Consider the following 17,042-nt stretch of genomic DNA (forward strand, 5'->3'; position numbering starts at 1 on the left):
TGTTTCAGGCAGTTTTGGAGTGGGTCATGCGCTTGAGCACGAGCGCGGCGATACCGCCGAGCGTGCCGATGGCGGCGATATAGGCGAAATAGATCTGGTAGCCGGCAATGCCCGCATAGTGCTCGGTGATATAGCCGTTCACGAGCGGCAGGAAGATGTCCGACGAGTAGCCGATCAGCGAAACGAGACCGATGGCGAGGCCCGTGATGCGCATGGGGATCGCGCAGTAGTCAAGCAGCGTCCAGTAGAGGCCGCGAATCGCGTAAGTCATGAGGCCGATGAACAACACCACCGCGCCGAGCAGCGCCATGTTGCGCAGCGCGGGCAGCAGGATCAGGCCGATCAGGCCCGCGACAGCCAGGAACAGCGCCCAGATCAGCACGCGCAGGTTCGAAAGACGGTCGCCGAGAAAGCCGCCGCCAATGCCGCCGATGGGGCGCATCCAGAGCTTCGCGGTGGTGACCATGCCGGCCGCCACGACGCTCATATGCATCTCGCCCTGCTGGAGATATGCGGAGAAGCTGTAAGTGGCCCAGAAGATCTGGTAGCCGCAGAACACCACGGCGGCCATGAGCCAGAGCTGGGGAATCGCGGCGAGCGTCGCGAGATCGCGCCACAGCGAACCGTTCGCATTCGTCTCGACCGACTTGCTTTCGGCCTGCGCGGGCGCGGGGTCCTTGAAGAAGCTCATCAACGCGCCGAGTGCGATACACGTGAAGGAATACAGATAGATCACGTGACGCAGGCCCACCGCTTCGCCGCGTCCCGAGCCGGTGGCAGCGGCGAAGAGCGCGAGCGCGGCGGTGGCGAGCAGCGCCTCGACGAGTCCGCGTCCGCCGTCGAGCAGGCCGAAGAAGCGGCCTTGTTCGTTCGCCGCCGCGATCATGCGCACGCGTTTGAGCACCGAGGCCCAGAACGTGAGGCCGGTCGTGACGCCCCAGAGGCAGAAGATCGCGAGTAGCGTATGGAATGACGGCGCGGTGGAGTACCAGAGGCCCAGCGCCCCGGTGCCGATGAGCGAAAAGCAGATCAACAGGCGCGGTGCGACGCGGTCGGCGAGCCAGCCGCTCGGCAGATAGCAGACGAAGAACACGATGCCGAGCACCGAGTAGAGATAGCCGAGCTGAGCGTTGTCGATGTGCAGGACATCGAGCATCGTGGTCTGGTAGACCTGGCGCAGATACAACAGCGGATAGATACCGCCCGCGGCGAGCACGAGCAGCAGCAACTGCACGTAGCGCTGCATGGAGCCCGCTGCGGCGGGCGTGAGCGATGAGGTTTCGGCGCGCGGCATTGCCGGCGCATTGGGCTTTCCAATGGACTTCTGCAAGATTGTCTCCTGTCGACCAGAGTTAGCGCTTTAGCGCTTACTCTGGTCCCATGCAAAGCTGTCGACCGGCACGCGGGCGGTTGCCCGCGCGAGGCGTCTTTTCTTTATCTGCGACGCCCAGTTCGAGGGGCGCCGTTGCTGCGATTAATCAGTATCTCGAATGATCAGAACGGCATCACGACAAGGCGTGTCTGCGTGAATTCGAGCATGCCGTGCTTGCCGTCATCGCCGCCGAGGCCCGATCGCTTCCAGCCCGCGTGATAGCCCTGATACGGGTCCGCAGGCGTGCGGTTCACGTACAGTTCGCCGGCTTCGATTTCGTTCGCGACGCGCAGGGTCGTGCGGTAGCGCTCCGTAAAGAGCACCGACGAAAGGCCGAACTGGTGATCGTTGGCCATGCGCAGCGCGTCGTCGAGCGTCTCGTACGCAAGCACCGGCAGCACCGGGCCGAAGATCTCCTCCTGCACGATCTCCATGTCCTGGCGGCAATGCGTGAGCAAGGTAGGCGGATAGAAATGACCCTTGCCTTCGGGCACGTAACCGCCCGTTTCGAGCTTCGCGCCTTCGGCTACCGCGCGCTCGACCATCGCGTGGATCGCTGCGCGTGCGCTCGCGCTCACGAGCGGACCCATGCGGGCGGCGTCTTCGGAGCGGTCGCCGAAGCGCACGGCGCTCATCTTCTCGCGCAGCAGCGCGACGAAGCGGTCATGCACCGAAGCGTGCACGTACACGCGTTCGATCGCCGTGCAGAGTTGGCCGCAATGCGTGGTCTTCGAGCGCACGATGGCCGTTGCGGCCGCTTCGAGATCGGCGTCGTCTTCGATGATCGCGGGCGTCTTGCCGCCCAGCTCCAGCGAAGGCTTGGCGATATTTTCCTTGCAGTAATCGAGCACCTTGCGGCCTGCGCTCACGCTGCCCGTGAGCGTGATCATGCCGACGTCCGCCTGCGTGCAGAGCACGGCGGCGGTATCGTGGTCCATGGCCAGCACGTTGAAAATGCCCGCGGGCAGTTCCGCTTCCTGCGCCGCGCGCGCCACTTCGAACGCCGAGCACGGCGTGTTGTTGCTCGGCCGCACGACCACCGCGTTACCCGTGATGAGCGCCGGTGCGACCTTGCGCAGCAGCGTGTACACCGGGAAGTTGAACGGAATCAGGCACGCGGCCACGCCGATCGGCTCGCGCATGAGAATGAGGTTTTCGTTCGCGCTGTCGCTTGGAATCACCTCGCCTTCGATGCGGCGCGCCCACTGCGCGTGGTAGCGCAGGATTTCGGCGGCGTACTGCGCTTCGGCGGTTGCGTCCGCGACGCTCTTGCCCGACTCGGCGGCAAGCGCCGCGCCGATCTTCGGCGCGCGCGCCACGATCGCGTCCGCGAAACGGTTCAGGATCGCGCCGCGTTCGGCGGCGGGCAACTTGCGCCAGACGCGCTGCGCGGCCCTGGCGGCCACGACCGCGCGCACCGCGTCGGCCGCGCTCGCGGCGCTCACATGGCCGATCGCGTCGCCGGTTGCCGGGTTATGGACAGCGATCTGCGGCCCTTCGGCGCCGACGAACTGCCCATTGATGAAATTGAGGTCTGATCGCATGGATTGCTGCCGGTTTGGAGTTGCCGCCGCTTCATGAGAAAGGGCAGTATCCGTGCGGCATCGGGACGCCACAAACGATTAATTGTCGAGCGGAGCATGCGAAAAACGCATGCTCGCCGAAGCCGGCGCGGGGGTGGCAGGAGTCAAAGCGCGTGGCCATCGCACGCCTTGCTTGTTATAATTCGCTCAAGCGTACGAAACAAATCTAACGTTCGCCGGAACGCAGCACGCTCCGGCGCAGCACCCACTCCATGGCCAAAACCGACCGGCTGCGCGCCCTTGCCGACGCGCTCGCAAAACACAACGTCATGCATCTGCGCGATGCAGCCAGCGTGCTTGGTGTCTCCGAGATGACCGTGCGGCGCGACATCGCCGCGAATCCCGAGCGTTTCACGTATCTGGGCGGCTATATCGTGAGCGCGCAGGACGTGCCCAATACCGCCGGCTACTCGCTCGAACACGAAAAGGACCACTTCGCGCAGGCCAAGGCGCAAGCGTCCGCGCACGCGGCGCGGCTCATCGCGCAGAACGACACCGTGTTCATCGACTGCGGCACGACGCTTGCCGCCCTCGCGCGCCTCATCCCTTCGCAGCTGCAAATCACGGCGGTGTGCTATTCGCTCAACGTGGCCGAGATTCTGCGGCGCATGCCCAATGTGCGCATGATCTTGCTGGGAGGCGTGTATGTGCCGTCGTCGGACTCGTTTGCCGGCGAGGAGAGCCTGGAAACGCTGCGCCGCATGGGCATCAACAAGGCGTTCATTTCAGCGGGCGGCGTGGACGCTGCGCGCGGCGTAACCTGCTGGAACTTCCACGAAGTGGCGCTCAAGCAGGCCGCGATGGCCGGCGCCGTGGAAAGCCATCTCATTGTGGATGCCAGCAAGTACGGCATCGTGAAGGCGTGGCGCTTTTCCCAGCTCGACGACTTCAACTCCGTCATCACCGAGAAAGGCCAGACGCTGCGCGCGCACAGCGCATAAGCGCATCTGCGCCGACCGGCCGCGCGGCGCCGGTCGCAACTATAGCCGGCCGGCTCAGCCGCGCCGGCGCAGCGCGAACAGCGTACCGGCCACCAGAATGAACGCGCCGACAATCACCTTCTGCCACGTGCTCGGTACGCCCACGAGAATCAGCACGTTGTTGATGAGCGTGACGAGCGCCACGCCGAGCAGCGTACCCACGACCGTGCCGCTGCCGCCCGTAATGCGCGCGCCGCCCAGAATCACCGCCGCGATCACGTCGAGTTCCGAACCCACGAGGTCGAACGGATTGGCAAGCCGGTTGTTCGCCACGTGCAAAATGCCTGCTACGCCGGCGAGAAATCCCGTATAGCCGAACACGAACAAGCGGATCGCGCGCAGGTTGAAGCCGAGCCGCTCCGCAATCGCCGTGCTGCCGCCCATCGCGTAGACGCCGCGCCCCATCATCGTGCGATTGAGCAGCCACCAGGTGAGAAGCGCGCCGGCCACGAGTGCGATCGCCGAAACCGGCAGCACCGCGTTGAGCCCGTCGGCAGTCTTGTAGGCGATGAGCGGAATGCGGCCGAAGTGATCCATGCTGTGCGGGATGTTCATGAAGAACGTCGTGCCCACGAAGGTGAGCAGCAGCCCGCGATAGAGGTACTGCGTGCCGATCGTCACGATCAGCGAGGGCGCCTGCAGCCGGTGCACGAGCATGCCGTTGATCACACCGAGCACGATGCCGCCCACGGCGCCCGTGAGCAGAATGAGCGCGAACGGCGCGTCGGGCCACCACGCGAACACGGCTTTCGTGATCGAGTACATCGTGAGCGCGCCGATCGCCGTGAACGACACGTCGATACCGCCCGACGCCAGCACGACGAGCGTGCCGAGCGCGAACAGCGACGTGATCGTGGCCGAGTGCAGCAGGTCGAACAGCGTGGCCCACTGGAAGAAGCGCGGGTTGATGGAAGCGACGATCACGCAGGTAATGACGATCAGCGTGGCCGTGAACCATTCGGGGTTGCGGGCGAGCTTCGCGCGCCAGTTCAGCGGTACGCTCTGGCGCGCGACTTCGACGGTGTTGGACGACGTGCTCATTGTCTGATTCATGCTCATGCGGTGTCCGGCAAAACGTTACGCGGAATTCAGGCTGCCTCTGCAAGCAGCGCGCGGTACAGCTCGGCCTCGGTCAGGCCATCGGCGTGATGCTCTTCGGCGAGGCGGCCCTTACGCATCATCAGCACGCGGTCGCAGTTCTGCAGCAGCTCGGGCAGGTCGTCGCTGACGAGCAGAATGCCGATGCCGCGCTGCGAGAGCCGCTGCATGATGCGATAGATGATGTCCTTCGAGCCGACGTCCACGCCCACGGTCGGCCCGTGCAGGATCAGCACGTGCGGGTCGATGGCGAGCCAGCGGCCAATCAACACGCGCTGCTGGTTGCCGCCCGAGAGCGACTGCACGGCCTTGTCCACATCGGGCGTGGCGATCTGCAGTTCCTTCACGGTGTTTTCGGCCAGCGCGCGTGCGCGCGTGCGGTCGATCTGGCCGAAGCGGTCGCGCAGGCTCGCGATCATCGCCGTGATCACGTTGTCGCGAATCGGCTTGTCGAGGAAAAGGCCTTCATTCAGGCGGTCTTCCGGCACATAGCCAATGCGTGCGCGCCGCGCGTCGCCGGGCGTCGATAGCTTGATCGCGCGGCCTTCGAGCTCGATCTCGCCCGCATCGGCAGGCGCGACGCCCGCAAGCGCACGCGCGAGTTCGTTGCGGCCCGAATCGAGCAGGCCCGTCACGCCGAGAATCTCGCCGCGATGCAGCGTGAACGACACGTCGCTGAAGAGGCCCGCGCGACCGAGGCCGCGAACGTCGAGCAGCACCTCGGCTCCGGCCGCGGCGTTGCGGTAGCGTTCGGTGGAGAGCTCGCGGCCCGTCATCAGTTCGCTCAAGTGCGCCTTCGTGTAGTTCGTGATCGGGCCTTGCGTCACTTTCTGTCCGTCGCGCAGCACGATCACTTCGCCGCCAATTGCATAGCACTCGTCGAGCTTGTGGCTCACGAACAGCACGGTCACGCCCTGCGCGCGCAACTGGCCGAGCACGGCGATGAGGTTCGTCACTTCCTTTTGCGTGAGCGAGGTCGTGGGCTCGTCCATGATGACGAACTTCGCTTCGCTCGCAATGGCGCGCGCAATCGCCACGAGCTGGCGTGTAGCAAGCGGCAGTTGTTCGATGAGCGTCGCCTGAAACTCGGCGTCGCCCGGCAGGCCCACGGCCTTCAAGGCGCGCTCGGCCGTGCGGGCCAGTTCGCGGCGGTCGAACGTGCGCGCGAGACGCCCCGCGTGTTCCGCGAGCTCGGTCGTGAGTCCGATGTTTTCGGCCACGCTCATGTTGGGCAGCAGCGAAAGATCCTGATACACGGTCTCGATGCCCGCCGCCAGCGATTCGAGCGGCGTGAGCCGCGCGTGGCGCGCGCCGTCGATCACCAGTTCGCCTTCGTCGGGCGGCTGCGCGCCGGAGATGATCTTGATGAGCGTGCTCTTGCCGCACCCGTTCTCGCCGAGCAGGTGATAGATCTGCCCGCGCTCGAACGCGAGCGTCACGCCGCGCAGGGCATGCACGCCCGTGAAGCGCTTATGCACGCCGAGCACCTGCAATAACGGTTCTGAAGCCATGTCGTCTCTTCGTGACGTTGCGACGAAGCGCGCGCCGGGCTGCAAGCCCGCTGCGCGCGCCACCTTCCTCCGATCAGAAGTTGTATTGCTTGTAGTTCGACTTGTCGACGCTCACCCAGCCCTGGCCGCGCACGATGATGCCCTTGCCCGGACCCTTCGACACCGTGACTTTCTCGTAGCCTGGCAGGCCGAGGTTCGCGCCGTTCTCCACCGTCTTGCCGTCGATCAGCATCATCGCGATCTTGTTCATGGCGATGCCGGCCAGCTTCGGATCCCAGAACGCAATGCCGTTGATCGCGCCGCTTTCGAGGTACTTGCCGGCCTCGGTCGGCAAGCCGGTGCCGTACACGCAGATCTTGCCCTGCAGGCCCGCTTCCTCGACCGCGCGGCCAATGCCGATCACGTCGAGCGACGACGAGCCCTGGAAGCCCTTGATGTCCGGATGCTTGCGCAGCACTTCCTTGGCCACTTCATACGCGTGCTCGCCGTCGTTGTTGGTTTCGAGGTTCGTCTCGACGAGCTGCATCTTCGGGAACTTCTTCTTCGCGTTGTCGATGCCGCCATTGGCCCACTGCACCTGCGAGCGGCTGCCGAGCGAGCCGACCATCGTCGCCCACTTGCCATCGTCGTGCATGCACGAGGCGAGGCGGTCGTTGAGCGCGGCGCCGTAGGCGGAGTTGTCGAACGCCTCGACGTCGACCATCGTGTTCTTTTCGTTGTCGGCTTCGTGCGTGACGACCTTGATGCCGCGGTCCATCGCCTTCTTGAGCGCCGGTTCGAGCGTCGGCGGGTCGTACGGCACGACGGCGATCGCGCTCACTTTCTTCGCGATCAGGTCGTCGATGATCTTCAGTTGCTGCGCGGCGTCCGCGCGGCCCGGTCCCGTCTGGTAGACCGAAACTTTCGGGTTGTCCTTGCCGAATTCCTTGACGCCGTCGTCCATCCGATTGAACCAGCTGATGCCCGTCACCTTCACCACCGTGACGATGGTCGGGTTTTCCGCCGCATACGCCACGGCCGCCATGCCAGCGGCAAGTGCACACGCCGTGATCGCCACACTGAGTCGCTTGATCTTCATGTTCGATGTCTCCGTTTTTTTATAGCCGATTAGCCTTCGCCCCGAAAGAGATGGCGGCGGACCTCCGAGGCTCGAGGCCCGCCTGCTACACGGTTCAGCCCGTCAGCCCGAGGTCCGCCCTTTGCCGGCGGACGCGGAGCCACCGAGACCGAAAATCGCGCGCACCCGCTCGCCGCCCGCGAACGCGAGCGAGAGCAACAGCAGGAAGCCCCAGGCACAGTCGCCGAAAAACTGCGAAACGCCCATCAGATTGAAGAGGCTCGAAAGGAATTGCAGCACCGTCGCGGCAAAGAACACGCAAATGATGCGTCCGTAGCCGCCCGCGGGATTCACGCCGCCCATCACCGCAATGAGAATGGCGATCAGCAGATAGGAATTGCCGTAGTCCCATTTCGCGCTGAGCGTGTGCGAAACGCTCACGAGCCCCGCGAGCGAGGCGAGCACGCCGCACATCGCGTAGGTCATGATCAGCATGCGCGCGCGCGGAATGCCGGCATAGAACGCCGCGCGCTGGTTCGTGCCCATGAGGTAAAGGCGCAGCCCGAACGGCGTGCGCCTGAGCAGCCAGCCCAGCAGCACGACCACGGCGACGAATAGCAGGAACGAAATCGGTATCTGGAAGAACGTGCCGTTGCTGATATCGGCGAGCGGTTCGACATAATCCACGTGCACGGAGGCGCCGTTGCTCAGCGCCACCGCGAAGCCCGTGAAAAGCAATTGCGTGCCGAGCGTGCAGAGAATGGGCGTGAGCCCGAGGCGCGCAATCACCACACCGTTCAGCAGGCCGCCAATGAGCCCCATGCACAATACGATCACGATGAAGAGCGCCGTATACAGCGCGGGCGAGTCGTCGGCGCTCACGAGGCGCGGCACGATCAGCGCGGCGATCATGCCCGAGAGATTCGCGAGCCCCACGCCGGAGAGGTCGATGCCGCCGTTGCCCGACAGCATGGAGAGCATGATGCCGAGCGCGAGCAGCGCGACTTCGGGCAGTTGCGCGCCCATCGACTGCAGGTTGTCGATACCGACGAACTGCCCGCGCGACACCCAGACCGCGACCAGCACGACCAGCAGGTTCACGGCCAGCAGGAAGTTCAACTGCCGGTCGCCGAACCATTTGGCAAAGAGTGCAGACTTCATGGACCTCATCCTTTGCGGTGTGTTTTCACCTGGCAATGCTCAATGTGCACCGACGTTCGCCGTGCGTTCGAGCATGGCGTCGACTTCTTCCTTGCGCGGCATGGAAGGCGCGGTGCCGGGGCGCGTGACGGAAATGCCCGCCAGCGCGCAGCCGAAACGCGTGGCCGTGAGCGCGTCGTCGCCGCGCGCGAGCGCCGCCGCGAAGCCGCCCGTGAAGCCGTCGCCCGCACCCGCCGTTTCCACCACCGGGCCGCAGTTGAACGCTGGAAGCAGGACCGAAGCATCGCGCGTATGGAGCAGCGCGCCGGCTTCGCCCAGCGTCACGATGACCGCGCCCGCGCCCTTGGCGAGCAGCACGTCGGCGGCGCGGCGCGCGTCGTCGGCGTTGCGGATCTCGATGCCCGTGAGCGCCTGCGCCTCGGTCTCATTGGGCGTGATGTAGTCGCACAGCGGGAAGATGTCGTCGGGGAGCGCCATGGCGGGCGCCGGATTGAACACCGTCTTCACGCCATGCCGGCGCGCGAGTTCGAGGCCGCGCCGCGCTGCCGCGAGCGGCTGTTCCAGCTGCGTGACGAATACCTGGGAGGCCGCAATATCGGCTTCGATCGCTTCGGCGTCGCCGGGCTCCATCGTGGCCGCCGCGCCCGCTGCGACGATGATCGCATTCATGCCGGTCGTGTCGTCCACGAAGATGTGCGCCGCGCCCGTGGCCAGTCCGTCCACGGCCTGGGTGCGCGCCGTGATGCCTTCGGCGGCCCACGTCGCGCGCGCGATGTCGCCGAACGCGTCGTTGCCCACGCGCGTGCAGAACACCACTTGCGCGCCCGCGCGCGCGGCGGCCACGGCCTGATTCGAGCCCTTGCCGCCCGGCCCCATCGCGAATGCCGATCCGGCGAGCGTCTCGCCGATCATCGGCATGCGGCTCGCGCGGAACGCCAGATCGGTCACATAGATGCCGAGGATGACGACGCGTCCGCTCATTGGCCGTGCTCCCTGGCGCGCGGCGCGTCGGGTGCGAGCAGCACGCCTTTGGTGAACACGAAGCAGCCGTAGCCGCGCGTTTCGCCCGTGGCGATCACACAGTAGGCCTTGCGGGCGCGCGCATAGAACGCATGACGCTCGATGGGCGCGAACGGCACCGCGCGGCCTTCCGCGGCGTCGACTTCGGCCTGCGCTTCGTGCTGCACGGTGGGAATCGTGTTGGGTTCGCCGACCACTTCCATGCGCATGGCCGGGGCTTCGACGAAGGTGTCGAGCGGCAGCACGGAGAGGATCGCGCGCACGGCGCGGGGCGCATCGGCGCCGTCGATGCGCAGGAGCTTGCCGAGCACCGTGGCGCGCGCAACGGAGTCGGCGGGAAAGTTGGCGTCGCAAACGACGAGTTCGTCGCCGTGACCCATCGCGCGCAGCGCTTGCAGGACATCGGCGTTCAGAAGCGGGTCGAGATTCTTCAGCATGCTTTTGTCTCCATTGATCTGGCGTTTTCTTGTTCGAAGCGCTCAGTCGCCGTACGGTATCCAGATGTTCTTCACCTGCACGGCATGGCGCAGGAACGGCAATCCTGCGCTCGTCCGGTCAAACCAGTCAACCTCGCGGCCATGATCGACGAAGGTCCGCTTCAGATTGCCTACCGACTCGCGCTCCACGAGGGACGAATCGGCCGCCGTGCCGAAGCACCAGAGCGCATCCACGTCGTCGTGCTTCGCGAGGGCCGGCAGCAGCGCGGCGCGCTCGCCGGTCAGAATGTTGAGCGCGCCCGCAGGCACATCCGAGGTTTCCACGACCTGATAGAAGTCCGTTGCCGCCAGCGGGCACGCCTCGCTCGCCAGCGCCACGACGCGATTGCCCATCGCGAGCGCCGGTGCGATCAGCGAAACGAAGCCGAGCAGCGGCGCTTCGTCGGGGCAAGCGATGCCGACCACGCCCAGCGCCTCGTGCATGGCGAGCGCGACGCCGCGCAACGGCGGGGCATGTACCGCGCCATCGAACTTGTCGGCCCACGCCGCATAGCTGAACAGCCGGTCGATCGCCATCTCCACTTCACGCCCGGCTGCGCGCGCGTCGTGCCCGGCGCGGCGCGTGAGCTGCTGAGCGAATTCTTCGGCGCGCGCGCTCAGGTTTTCCGCGAGGTAGTACAGCACCTGGGCGCGAGCGTGCGTGCTCATCTGCGTCCACTTGCCCGCGCCGCGCGCGGCGGCAACGGCATCGCGCACGTCCTTGCGGCTGCCCGCGCCGACTTCGCCCACCCATTCGCCATTCGGCGCGTAGACGGCGTGCGAATAGCCGCTGTCGGGCCGCACCTGTTTGCCGCCGATGAATAGCTTCACAGTGCGATCGAGACCGCTGCCCGCGTGCGTAAAGTCGGCTGCCGGCGGGCGCACTTCACGTTGCGCGCGCATCGGCAGCTTGCTCCATGCGGCCGGCTTCAGATATTCGAACACGCCTTCGCGGCCGCCCTCGCGCCCGAAGCCCGATTCGCGGTAGCCGCCGAAGCCCACGCTCGCGTCGAAGAGGTTCGTCGCGTTGATCCACACCACGCCGCACTGCAGGCGTGGCGCAATGTCGAGCGCGCGCCCGATGGTCTCGCTCCACACGCTCGCGGCGAGGCCATAGCGCGAATTGTTGGCGAGCGCCACGGCCTCTTCCGGCGTGCGAAAGCTCATGGCCGCGAGCACCGGCCCGAAGATTTCTTCCTGCGCGAGCGTCGAGGCGGGCCCGATGTCCGTCACGAGCGTCGGCGGATAGAAGCAGCCGCCCGACGGCAGTTCGACTTCGCGCGGCTGCCACACGTTGCAGCCTTCGCGCCGCCCGGCTTCGACGAGCGACTCGATGCGTTCGAGCTGCACCGGATCGACGATCGCGCCAATGTCGATGCCCTTGTCGAGCGAGGGCCCGACGCGCAGCGTCGCCATGCGGCGCTTGAGCTTCTCGAGAAAGCGCGCCTCGACGCCCTCCTGCACCAGCAGCCGGGAACCCGCGCAGCAGACCTGGCCCTGGTTGAACCAGATGGCGTCCACCACGCCTTCCACGGCGCCGTCGAGGTCGGCGTCGTCGAACACGATGAACGGCGACTTCCCGCCCAGTTCGAGCGTGAGCGACACGCCCGTGCCGGCCGTGGCGGTGCGGATGAGGCGGCCCACTTCGGTCGAACCGGTGAAGGCGATCTTGTCGACGCCGGGATGCTCGACGAGCGCCGCGCCCGTGCTGCCGTCGCCCGTCACCACGTTGAGCACGCCCTTGGGGAGGCCGGCGCGATGCGCCAGTTCGGCGAACAGGAGCGCGGTGAGCGGCGTGTATTCGGCGGGCTTGAGCACCACGCAATTGCCGAGCGCGATGGCGGGCGCCACTTTCCACGCGAGCATCAGCAGCGGGAAATTCCACGGCACGATCTGGCCGATCACGCCAAGCGGCGACCAGCCTTCGAGCTCGCTGTCCTGAAGCTGCGCCCAGCCCGCGTGATGGAGGAAATGGCGCGCCACGAGCGGCACGTCGATGTCGCGCGCCTCGCGAATCGGCTTGCCGTTGTCGAGCGCTTCGAGCACGGCGAAGAGGCGGCTGTGGCGCTGCACCATGCGCGAGAGCGCGTAGAGATGCCGCGCGCGCGCCGCGCCGCCCATGGAGTACCACTCGGGCTGCGCCGCGCGTGCTGCCGCAACGGCCGCCGCTACGTCCGCCGCACCGCCCTGCGCCACGGCGGCAAGCGCTTCGCCCGTGGCGGGCGCACGCACTGCGAAGCGCGCACCATCGGCGCTTTCGCGCCACGCGCCGTCAATGAAATGCCCAAACGCGGCCTCGTGCTGCGCGAGCCACGCGCGCACGGGCTGATCGTCCTCGGGGGCGGGTCCGTAATCCATCGTTCGGAAATACTCGGCTACGCTCATCGGTATGGTCTGCTCAGGCTACGGGGTGGCGGTGGAAGGCGGAATAGCGGCCGCTCACGTGGTGTTCGAGCTGGCGCTCGATGTCGGCGAGCAGGCTCGATGCGCCGAAGCGGAACAGCTCGGGCTCGAGCCAGGGCCGCCCCAGCTCTTCCTTCATGAGGATCTGGTACGCAAGCGCGGTCTTGGCGTTCGATACGCCGCCCGCGGGCTTGAAGCCCACCAGCGCGCCAGTGCGCTCGCGGTACTCGCGGATCATGCGCACCATCACGAGCGAAACGTCGAGCGTGGCGTTGGTCCCTTCTTTGCCAGTGGACGTCTTGATGAAGTCCGCGCCCGCCATCATGCAGACCATCGACGCGCGGGCGATGTTCGACAGCACACGAATGTCGCCCGTGGCGAGAATCGCCTTCAGATGCGCGTCGCCGCAGGCCGCGCGAAACTCGCGCACTTCCTCGTAGAGCGCGCGCCAGTTGCCGGTGAGCACGTGCTCGCGCGTGACGACGATGTCGATTTCCTCGGCGCCGTCCTTAACGGAGGCCTCGATTTCCTTGAGCTTCAGCGCGTGCGGGTTCAAGCCCGCCGGGAAGCCGGTGGAGACGGCCGCGACGGGAATGCCGCTGCCCGCCAGCGCGTCGACGGCGGCCGCGACGAAGCGGTGGTACACGCACACCGCACCTGTCGTGATGGCGTCGGGTGCGAAGCCGAGCGCCGCGAGCAGGTCGGCGCGCACGGGGTGGCGCGCCTTCGTGCACAGGCGGCGCACGCGGCCTTCGGTGTCGTCGCCGTTGAGCGTGGTGAGATCGATGCAGGTGATGGCCTTCAGGAGCCACGCGGCCTGCGCGTCCTTCTTGACCGCGCGGCGCGTGCCGAGCGTGGCCGTGCGCCGCTCGACGGCGGACTGGTTGACGCGCAGGGCGTCGAGCCACGCCGCGTCGAACGCCACGCCGGCGTTGCGCGCGACATGCGCAGCATGCTGGGCGGGCGCGCCGCGCAGCACGACGAGCGAGTTCGTTGAGGCTTCTGACATAGGCTGGGTGGCGAATTTGTGCAATGCACATCAAACCGTGGTGGTTTATTCGCACTCATCCTATACCGATGAAATGATCGTGACAATACTCGTTACAATCCTATCTATCGGGCTCGGGACGTGGGAACGCCGGCCCGCACGTTCGGCTTTCGCCCGGAGCCTGCGTTTGCGCGCACGCGCGCGCCTCATCCTGAGAGTGGTTTAGAACTGCAACCGATACCGTACGAAATCGTCGGCTTGCGCGAATTCGTCGTAGAGCCTGCGCGCGGGGTTGTCCTCGCGCGTATGCCAGTAAAGACGCGACCAGGCGCGCGAACGCGCCAGTGCGATGAGGTCTTCGATGAGCCGCCTGCCTATACCCTGGCCACGGCAAGCGGGATCGACGAACAGGTCTTCGAGGTAACAAATGGGTGCATCGACCCATGTGCCTTCATGCAGCACACAAAGGCTGAATCCCAACAGCCGTCCCTCGACTTCGGCGACTCGCGCGAACACCGGCGCGTTCGCATCGAGCATGCGCTGCCAGGTGCGCTCGCTGACGTGCGGCGCGACGGTCGTCTCGTAAAACGCGTTGTAGCCCGCCCAGAGGCCGAACCACGCGTCGCGATCGGCGGGCGCGACTTCGCGGATAAGGATCGCCCCGGACATTCAGGGGGCTGCAGCTTCTCTCAAGCTCGCAAGCGACGCGCGCTGCCGGCCTTGCGCGTCGAAGTTCTCGTTCGAGAGCCACTCCTCGAACGCGGCTTTCACGAGCGGCCAGTCCTGGTCGATGATCGCGAACCACGCGGTGTCGCGGTTGCGGCCCTTGTACACGATCGCCTGGCGGAAAATGCCCTCGAACTGGAAGCCCAGACGCAGCGCCGTCTTGCGCGAAGGCGCGTTGAGGCTGTCGCATTTCCATTCGTAGCGCCGGTAGCCAAGGTCGTCGAACACGTAGCGCATCAGCAGGTACTGCGCCTCGGTGGAGAGCGGCGTTTGCTTCAGGCGCGGCGAAAACGTCACGCTGCCCACTTCGATCACGCCATGCACCGGCTCGATGCGCATGAGCGCGAACGTGCCCACGGCTTTCCCGCTCGCGCGGTCGATCACGGCGTAATGGAACGGGTCGCTCGAAGCCGCGGCTTTCGCGAGGTATTCGCGAAACGCGGCAAAGTCGGTGAACGGCTCGGCGAACAGGTAGGTCCAGTCGCGCCCGTCGGCCGCCGTGCCGTAGGCTTCGAAGAGATCGGCGGCGTGGCGGTCGAGGTCGATCGGCTCGATACGGCAGAACTGGCCCTCGATCGTCACACGCGCAGGCCGTTCGCGCGGCTGCCAGCCGGTGACCGGGTCGCCAATGGGCTGCTGGAATTCGTTCAGTCTTGCTGACATGCGTGACAAGCTCCTCGTGCGCGGGACGTAACCAATATCCGCGTTAAGTTACCGCATGTCGTGGTTCCGTGGAAAGGTCCACGAACGGCAGGGCGCGTGGAACCACGCAGCGCGCTCGCAGGCACATCGCGTCGCGCACCTTTGATTGTTCAGTTTTCCTCTGCTTTTCGATTTCCACCCGCATGGACCCTTGCGGATCACCGACGCCCGCCCGCCAGCCGCACCGCATCGGGATGCCGCCGCAGCCGCAGCATCGCCACACAGCCGAGCGCCGGCCCCACCGCCAGCATGCCGAAGCCGCCCCGCCATCCCAGCCAGGCCACCACGTACGGCACGAGATGAATGCTCACCAGCGTGAGCAGAAAACCCGCGCAGGTCTGCGCGGTCAGCAGCGTACCGACCGAGTCCGGGTCGGCCAGTTCGGCCACGCTCGCCGAAAACTGCGCGGAATCGGCGATCACCGAGACGCCCCACACGAGCGCGACCGCGCCCATCACGACGAGCGGCGCGTGAGCCAGCCAGCCCATCAGCGCGGCACAGGTTGCGCTCGTCGCCATCGCGCCGACCGTGACCGCCGTGCGCCCCACGCGGTCCGCCAGCACGCCGCCGAGCCACGCGCCCATCGCACCGATCGCGATCACGCTGAAGGTCATCCACTCCGCGCGCGTGCGGGCGTTGGCCATGCCGCGCGCGACGAACGTTTGCTGCAGGAACAGCGCGAGCCACGCCCACATCGCGTAAAGCTCCCACATGTGGCCGAGGTAGCCGAGATTGGCGAGCCGCAGGGCGGGCCGCCGCCACGCTTGCGCGACCTTCGCAACGTCGATGCGCGTGGCGCGCCGGATATTCGGCCCGATGCCCGCAAAGGCGATCAGCACCGCGGCGCACGCGGCGCACGCCGCGGCGACGCCATAGATCGTGCGCCAGCCGAGCCCGCCCGTGGCCGCCAGCAGATGCGGGCTTGCCGAGCCGAGCGTGAGCGCGCCCACGAGCAGGCCGACGAGCAGACCGAGATCGCCTTGCGCCCAGGTGGCCGCGAGCCGCATGCCGACGGGATACACGCCCGCCATGCACATGCCGGTGATGAACCGCAGCGCGACCACCGCGCCGCCGACCGGCGGCAGGAACGCGAGCGAGGCCGTGGCCACGGCCGCCACGAGCGCGGAACCCGCGAGCAGCCGGCGCAGATCGTAGCGGTCGGGCAGCGAAAGCAATGCGGACGTGATGGTGCCGACCACGAAGCCGCACTGCACGGCGCTCGTGAGCAAGGCTTCGTCGAACGCGGCAATGGCGTGCGCCTGCTTGATGAGGACCACCACGGTGCTCGACGAAAACCAGACGCCCATCGCCGCCACCTGCGCGAGGAGCAGCAACGCGAGCGAGGCGGCCTTGCCGCGTTGCGCCGCGCCAAGCCCTGGCGGCCCCGTTTCGTCCGACGAACGGGAACCGGCAGTGCCTTGGGAAGGCGTGCGCGGCACGCTCAGGCCGCCGCTGCCGCGTGCGCCTGTGCGAGCACGCGATGAAACGCGCGGCCGAACCAGATCAGCCCGTCGCGCCCGCCCACCATGCGCGCTGCCTTGATCTCACAGAAGAACACCGTGTGCGTGCCGACTTCGGTCGTGCGCGCGATGTGGCAATCGAATGAACTCACCGCGCCGCGCAGGGCGGGCGCGCCCGTTTCGAGCCGATACCATTCGGCGAGCGCGAAACGTTCGTCCATGTCGATGTCTTTCGTGGCGAAACGCGTGGCCACCTCGCGCTGGTCGGCAGCCAGCACGTTCACGCAGAGCCGCCCGTTCGCGCGCAGGATCGCGTTGTTGCGGCTCGTGCGATTGATGCAGACGAGCAGCGTGGGGGGCTCGTCCGTCACGCCGCACACGGCGGACGCCGTGCAGCCGGCGCGCCCGGCGTCGCCGTCGGTCGTGACGATGTTCACGGCGGCACCAAGACCGGACATGGCGTCGCGAAAGAGGGATTTGTCTACCATATTCTTGCCCGCTTGCC

The 17,042-nt window shown here is 66.6% G+C and carries 15 protein-coding genes; 1 reads left to right on the forward strand and 14 read right to left on the reverse strand.

The window, feature by feature from the left end; translation table 11 throughout:
- Nucleotides 1–4 precede the first annotated feature (4 nt).
- Entirely contained in the window at nt 5–1,294 is a 1,290-nt protein-coding gene (locus AB4Y40_RS08460; protein ID WP_368687480.1) for a nitrate/nitrite transporter, read from the reverse strand.
- Nucleotides 1,295–1,494: 200 nt separating this feature from the next.
- Entirely contained in the window at nt 1,495–2,916 is a 1,422-nt protein-coding gene (gene aldA, locus AB4Y40_RS08465) for an aldehyde dehydrogenase (RefSeq protein WP_368687292.1), read from the reverse strand.
- Nucleotides 2,917–3,167: 251 nt separating this feature from the next.
- Between aldA and AB4Y40_RS08470 the strand changes: the two genes are divergently transcribed.
- Nucleotides 3,168–3,896: a DeoR family transcriptional regulator gene (locus tag AB4Y40_RS08470; RefSeq protein WP_368687293.1), complete on the forward strand. Its 729-nt coding sequence runs from the start codon at nt 3,168–3,170 to the stop codon at nt 3,894–3,896.
- Nucleotides 3,897–3,950: 54 nt separating this feature from the next.
- On the opposite strand, the gene AB4Y40_RS08475 is transcribed toward AB4Y40_RS08470, so the two are convergent.
- From AB4Y40_RS08475 to AB4Y40_RS08530, 12 genes are all read right to left on the reverse strand, one after another.
- Nucleotides 3,951–4,994: an ABC transporter permease gene (locus tag AB4Y40_RS08475; RefSeq protein ID WP_368605139.1), complete on the reverse strand. Its 1,044-nt coding sequence runs from the start codon at nt 4,992–4,994 to the stop codon at nt 3,951–3,953.
- A 29-nt stretch (nt 4,995–5,023) separates the two neighbouring features.
- Nucleotides 5,024–6,544, reverse strand: coding sequence for a sugar ABC transporter ATP-binding protein (locus AB4Y40_RS08480; RefSeq protein ID WP_368687294.1), 1,521 nt, complete (start codon nt 6,542–6,544; stop codon nt 5,024–5,026).
- Between the two features lie 73 nt (nt 6,545–6,617).
- On the reverse strand, nt 6,618–7,622 hold the full coding sequence (locus tag AB4Y40_RS08485) for an autoinducer 2 ABC transporter substrate-binding protein (RefSeq protein WP_069267015.1): 1,005 nt from the start codon (nt 7,620–7,622) through the stop codon (nt 6,618–6,620).
- A 102-nt stretch (nt 7,623–7,724) separates the two neighbouring features.
- A complete protein-coding gene (locus AB4Y40_RS08490; protein WP_368687295.1) occupies nt 7,725–8,762 on the reverse strand; it encodes an ABC transporter permease in 1,038 nt (345 codons plus the stop codon).
- A 39-nt stretch (nt 8,763–8,801) separates the two neighbouring features.
- Nucleotides 8,802–9,743 (reverse strand): ribokinase, encoded by a 942-nt coding sequence (rbsK, locus tag AB4Y40_RS08495; RefSeq protein ID WP_368687296.1) that lies wholly within the window; start codon nt 9,741–9,743, stop codon nt 8,802–8,804.
- A complete protein-coding gene (locus AB4Y40_RS08500) occupies nt 9,740–10,219 on the reverse strand; it encodes an RbsD/FucU family protein (RefSeq protein WP_368687297.1) in 480 nt (159 codons plus the stop codon). The genes rbsK and AB4Y40_RS08500 overlap by 4 nt, the downstream gene beginning before the upstream one ends.
- Before the next feature lie 42 nt (nt 10,220–10,261).
- Complete coding sequence (locus AB4Y40_RS08505) at nt 10,262–12,643, reverse strand: aldehyde dehydrogenase family protein (RefSeq protein WP_368687298.1); 2,382 nt, start codon at nt 12,641–12,643, stop codon at nt 10,262–10,264.
- 13 nt (nt 12,644–12,656) lie between these two features.
- Nucleotides 12,657–13,670: a deoxyribose-phosphate aldolase gene (gene deoC / locus AB4Y40_RS08510; protein WP_368687299.1), complete on the reverse strand. Its 1,014-nt coding sequence runs from the start codon at nt 13,668–13,670 to the stop codon at nt 12,657–12,659.
- Between the two features lie 201 nt (nt 13,671–13,871).
- A complete protein-coding gene (locus AB4Y40_RS08515) occupies nt 13,872–14,318 on the reverse strand; it encodes an N-acetyltransferase family protein (protein WP_368687300.1) in 447 nt (148 codons plus the stop codon).
- Nucleotides 14,319–15,038, reverse strand: a complete 720-nt coding sequence (locus AB4Y40_RS08520) for a GNAT family N-acetyltransferase (RefSeq protein WP_368687301.1) — start codon at nt 15,036–15,038, stop codon at nt 14,319–14,321.
- A gap of 197 nt (nt 15,039–15,235) precedes the next feature.
- Nucleotides 15,236–16,516, reverse strand: a complete 1,281-nt coding sequence (locus tag AB4Y40_RS08525; RefSeq protein WP_368687302.1) for an MFS transporter — start codon at nt 16,514–16,516, stop codon at nt 15,236–15,238.
- A gap of 2 nt (nt 16,517–16,518) precedes the next feature.
- Complete coding sequence (locus AB4Y40_RS08530) at nt 16,519–17,025, reverse strand: flavin reductase (protein WP_368687303.1); 507 nt, start codon at nt 17,023–17,025, stop codon at nt 16,519–16,521.
- Between the last annotated feature and the right edge of the window lie 17 nt (nt 17,026–17,042).

Origin of the sequence: Paraburkholderia sp. EG287B (assembly GCF_040965595.1) — a bacterium.
Lineage (GTDB): Bacteria > Pseudomonadota > Gammaproteobacteria > Burkholderiales > Burkholderiaceae > Paraburkholderia.

Coding starts and splice junctions, on each gene's coding strand:
- aldA (WP_368687292.1), bottom strand. CDS start 2,916: ATGCGATCAGACCTCAATTTCATCAATGGGCAGTTCGTCGGCGCCGAA.
- AB4Y40_RS08475 (WP_368605139.1), bottom strand. CDS start 4,994: ATGAGCATGAATCAGACAATGAGCACGTCGTCCAACACCGTCGAAGTC.
- AB4Y40_RS08500 (WP_368687297.1), bottom strand. CDS start 10,219: ATGCTGAAGAATCTCGACCCGCTTCTGAACGCCGATGTCCTGCAAGCG.
- AB4Y40_RS08520 (WP_368687301.1), bottom strand. CDS start 15,038: ATGTCAGCAAGACTGAACGAATTCCAGCAGCCCATTGGCGACCCGGTC.
- AB4Y40_RS08485 (WP_069267015.1), bottom strand. CDS start 7,622: ATGAAGATCAAGCGACTCAGTGTGGCGATCACGGCGTGTGCACTTGCC.
- AB4Y40_RS08490 (WP_368687295.1), bottom strand. CDS start 8,762: ATGAAGTCTGCACTCTTTGCCAAATGGTTCGGCGACCGGCAGTTGAAC.
- AB4Y40_RS08470 (WP_368687293.1), top strand. CDS start 3,168: ATGGCCAAAACCGACCGGCTGCGCGCCCTTGCCGACGCGCTCGCAAAA.
- rbsK (WP_368687296.1), bottom strand. CDS start 9,743: ATGAGCGGACGCGTCGTCATCCTCGGCATCTATGTGACCGATCTGGCG.
- AB4Y40_RS08515 (WP_368687300.1), bottom strand. CDS start 14,318: ATGTCCGGGGCGATCCTTATCCGCGAAGTCGCGCCCGCCGATCGCGAC.
- deoC (WP_368687299.1), bottom strand. CDS start 13,670: ATGTCAGAAGCCTCAACGAACTCGCTCGTCGTGCTGCGCGGCGCGCCC.
- AB4Y40_RS08505 (WP_368687298.1), bottom strand. CDS start 12,643: ATGAGCGTAGCCGAGTATTTCCGAACGATGGATTACGGACCCGCCCCC.
- AB4Y40_RS08460 (WP_368687480.1), bottom strand. CDS start 1,294: ATGCCGCGCGCCGAAACCTCATCGCTCACGCCCGCCGCAGCGGGCTCC.
- AB4Y40_RS08530 (WP_368687303.1), bottom strand. CDS start 17,025: ATGGTAGACAAATCCCTCTTTCGCGACGCCATGTCCGGTCTTGGTGCC.
- AB4Y40_RS08480 (WP_368687294.1), bottom strand. CDS start 6,544: ATGGCTTCAGAACCGTTATTGCAGGTGCTCGGCGTGCATAAGCGCTTC.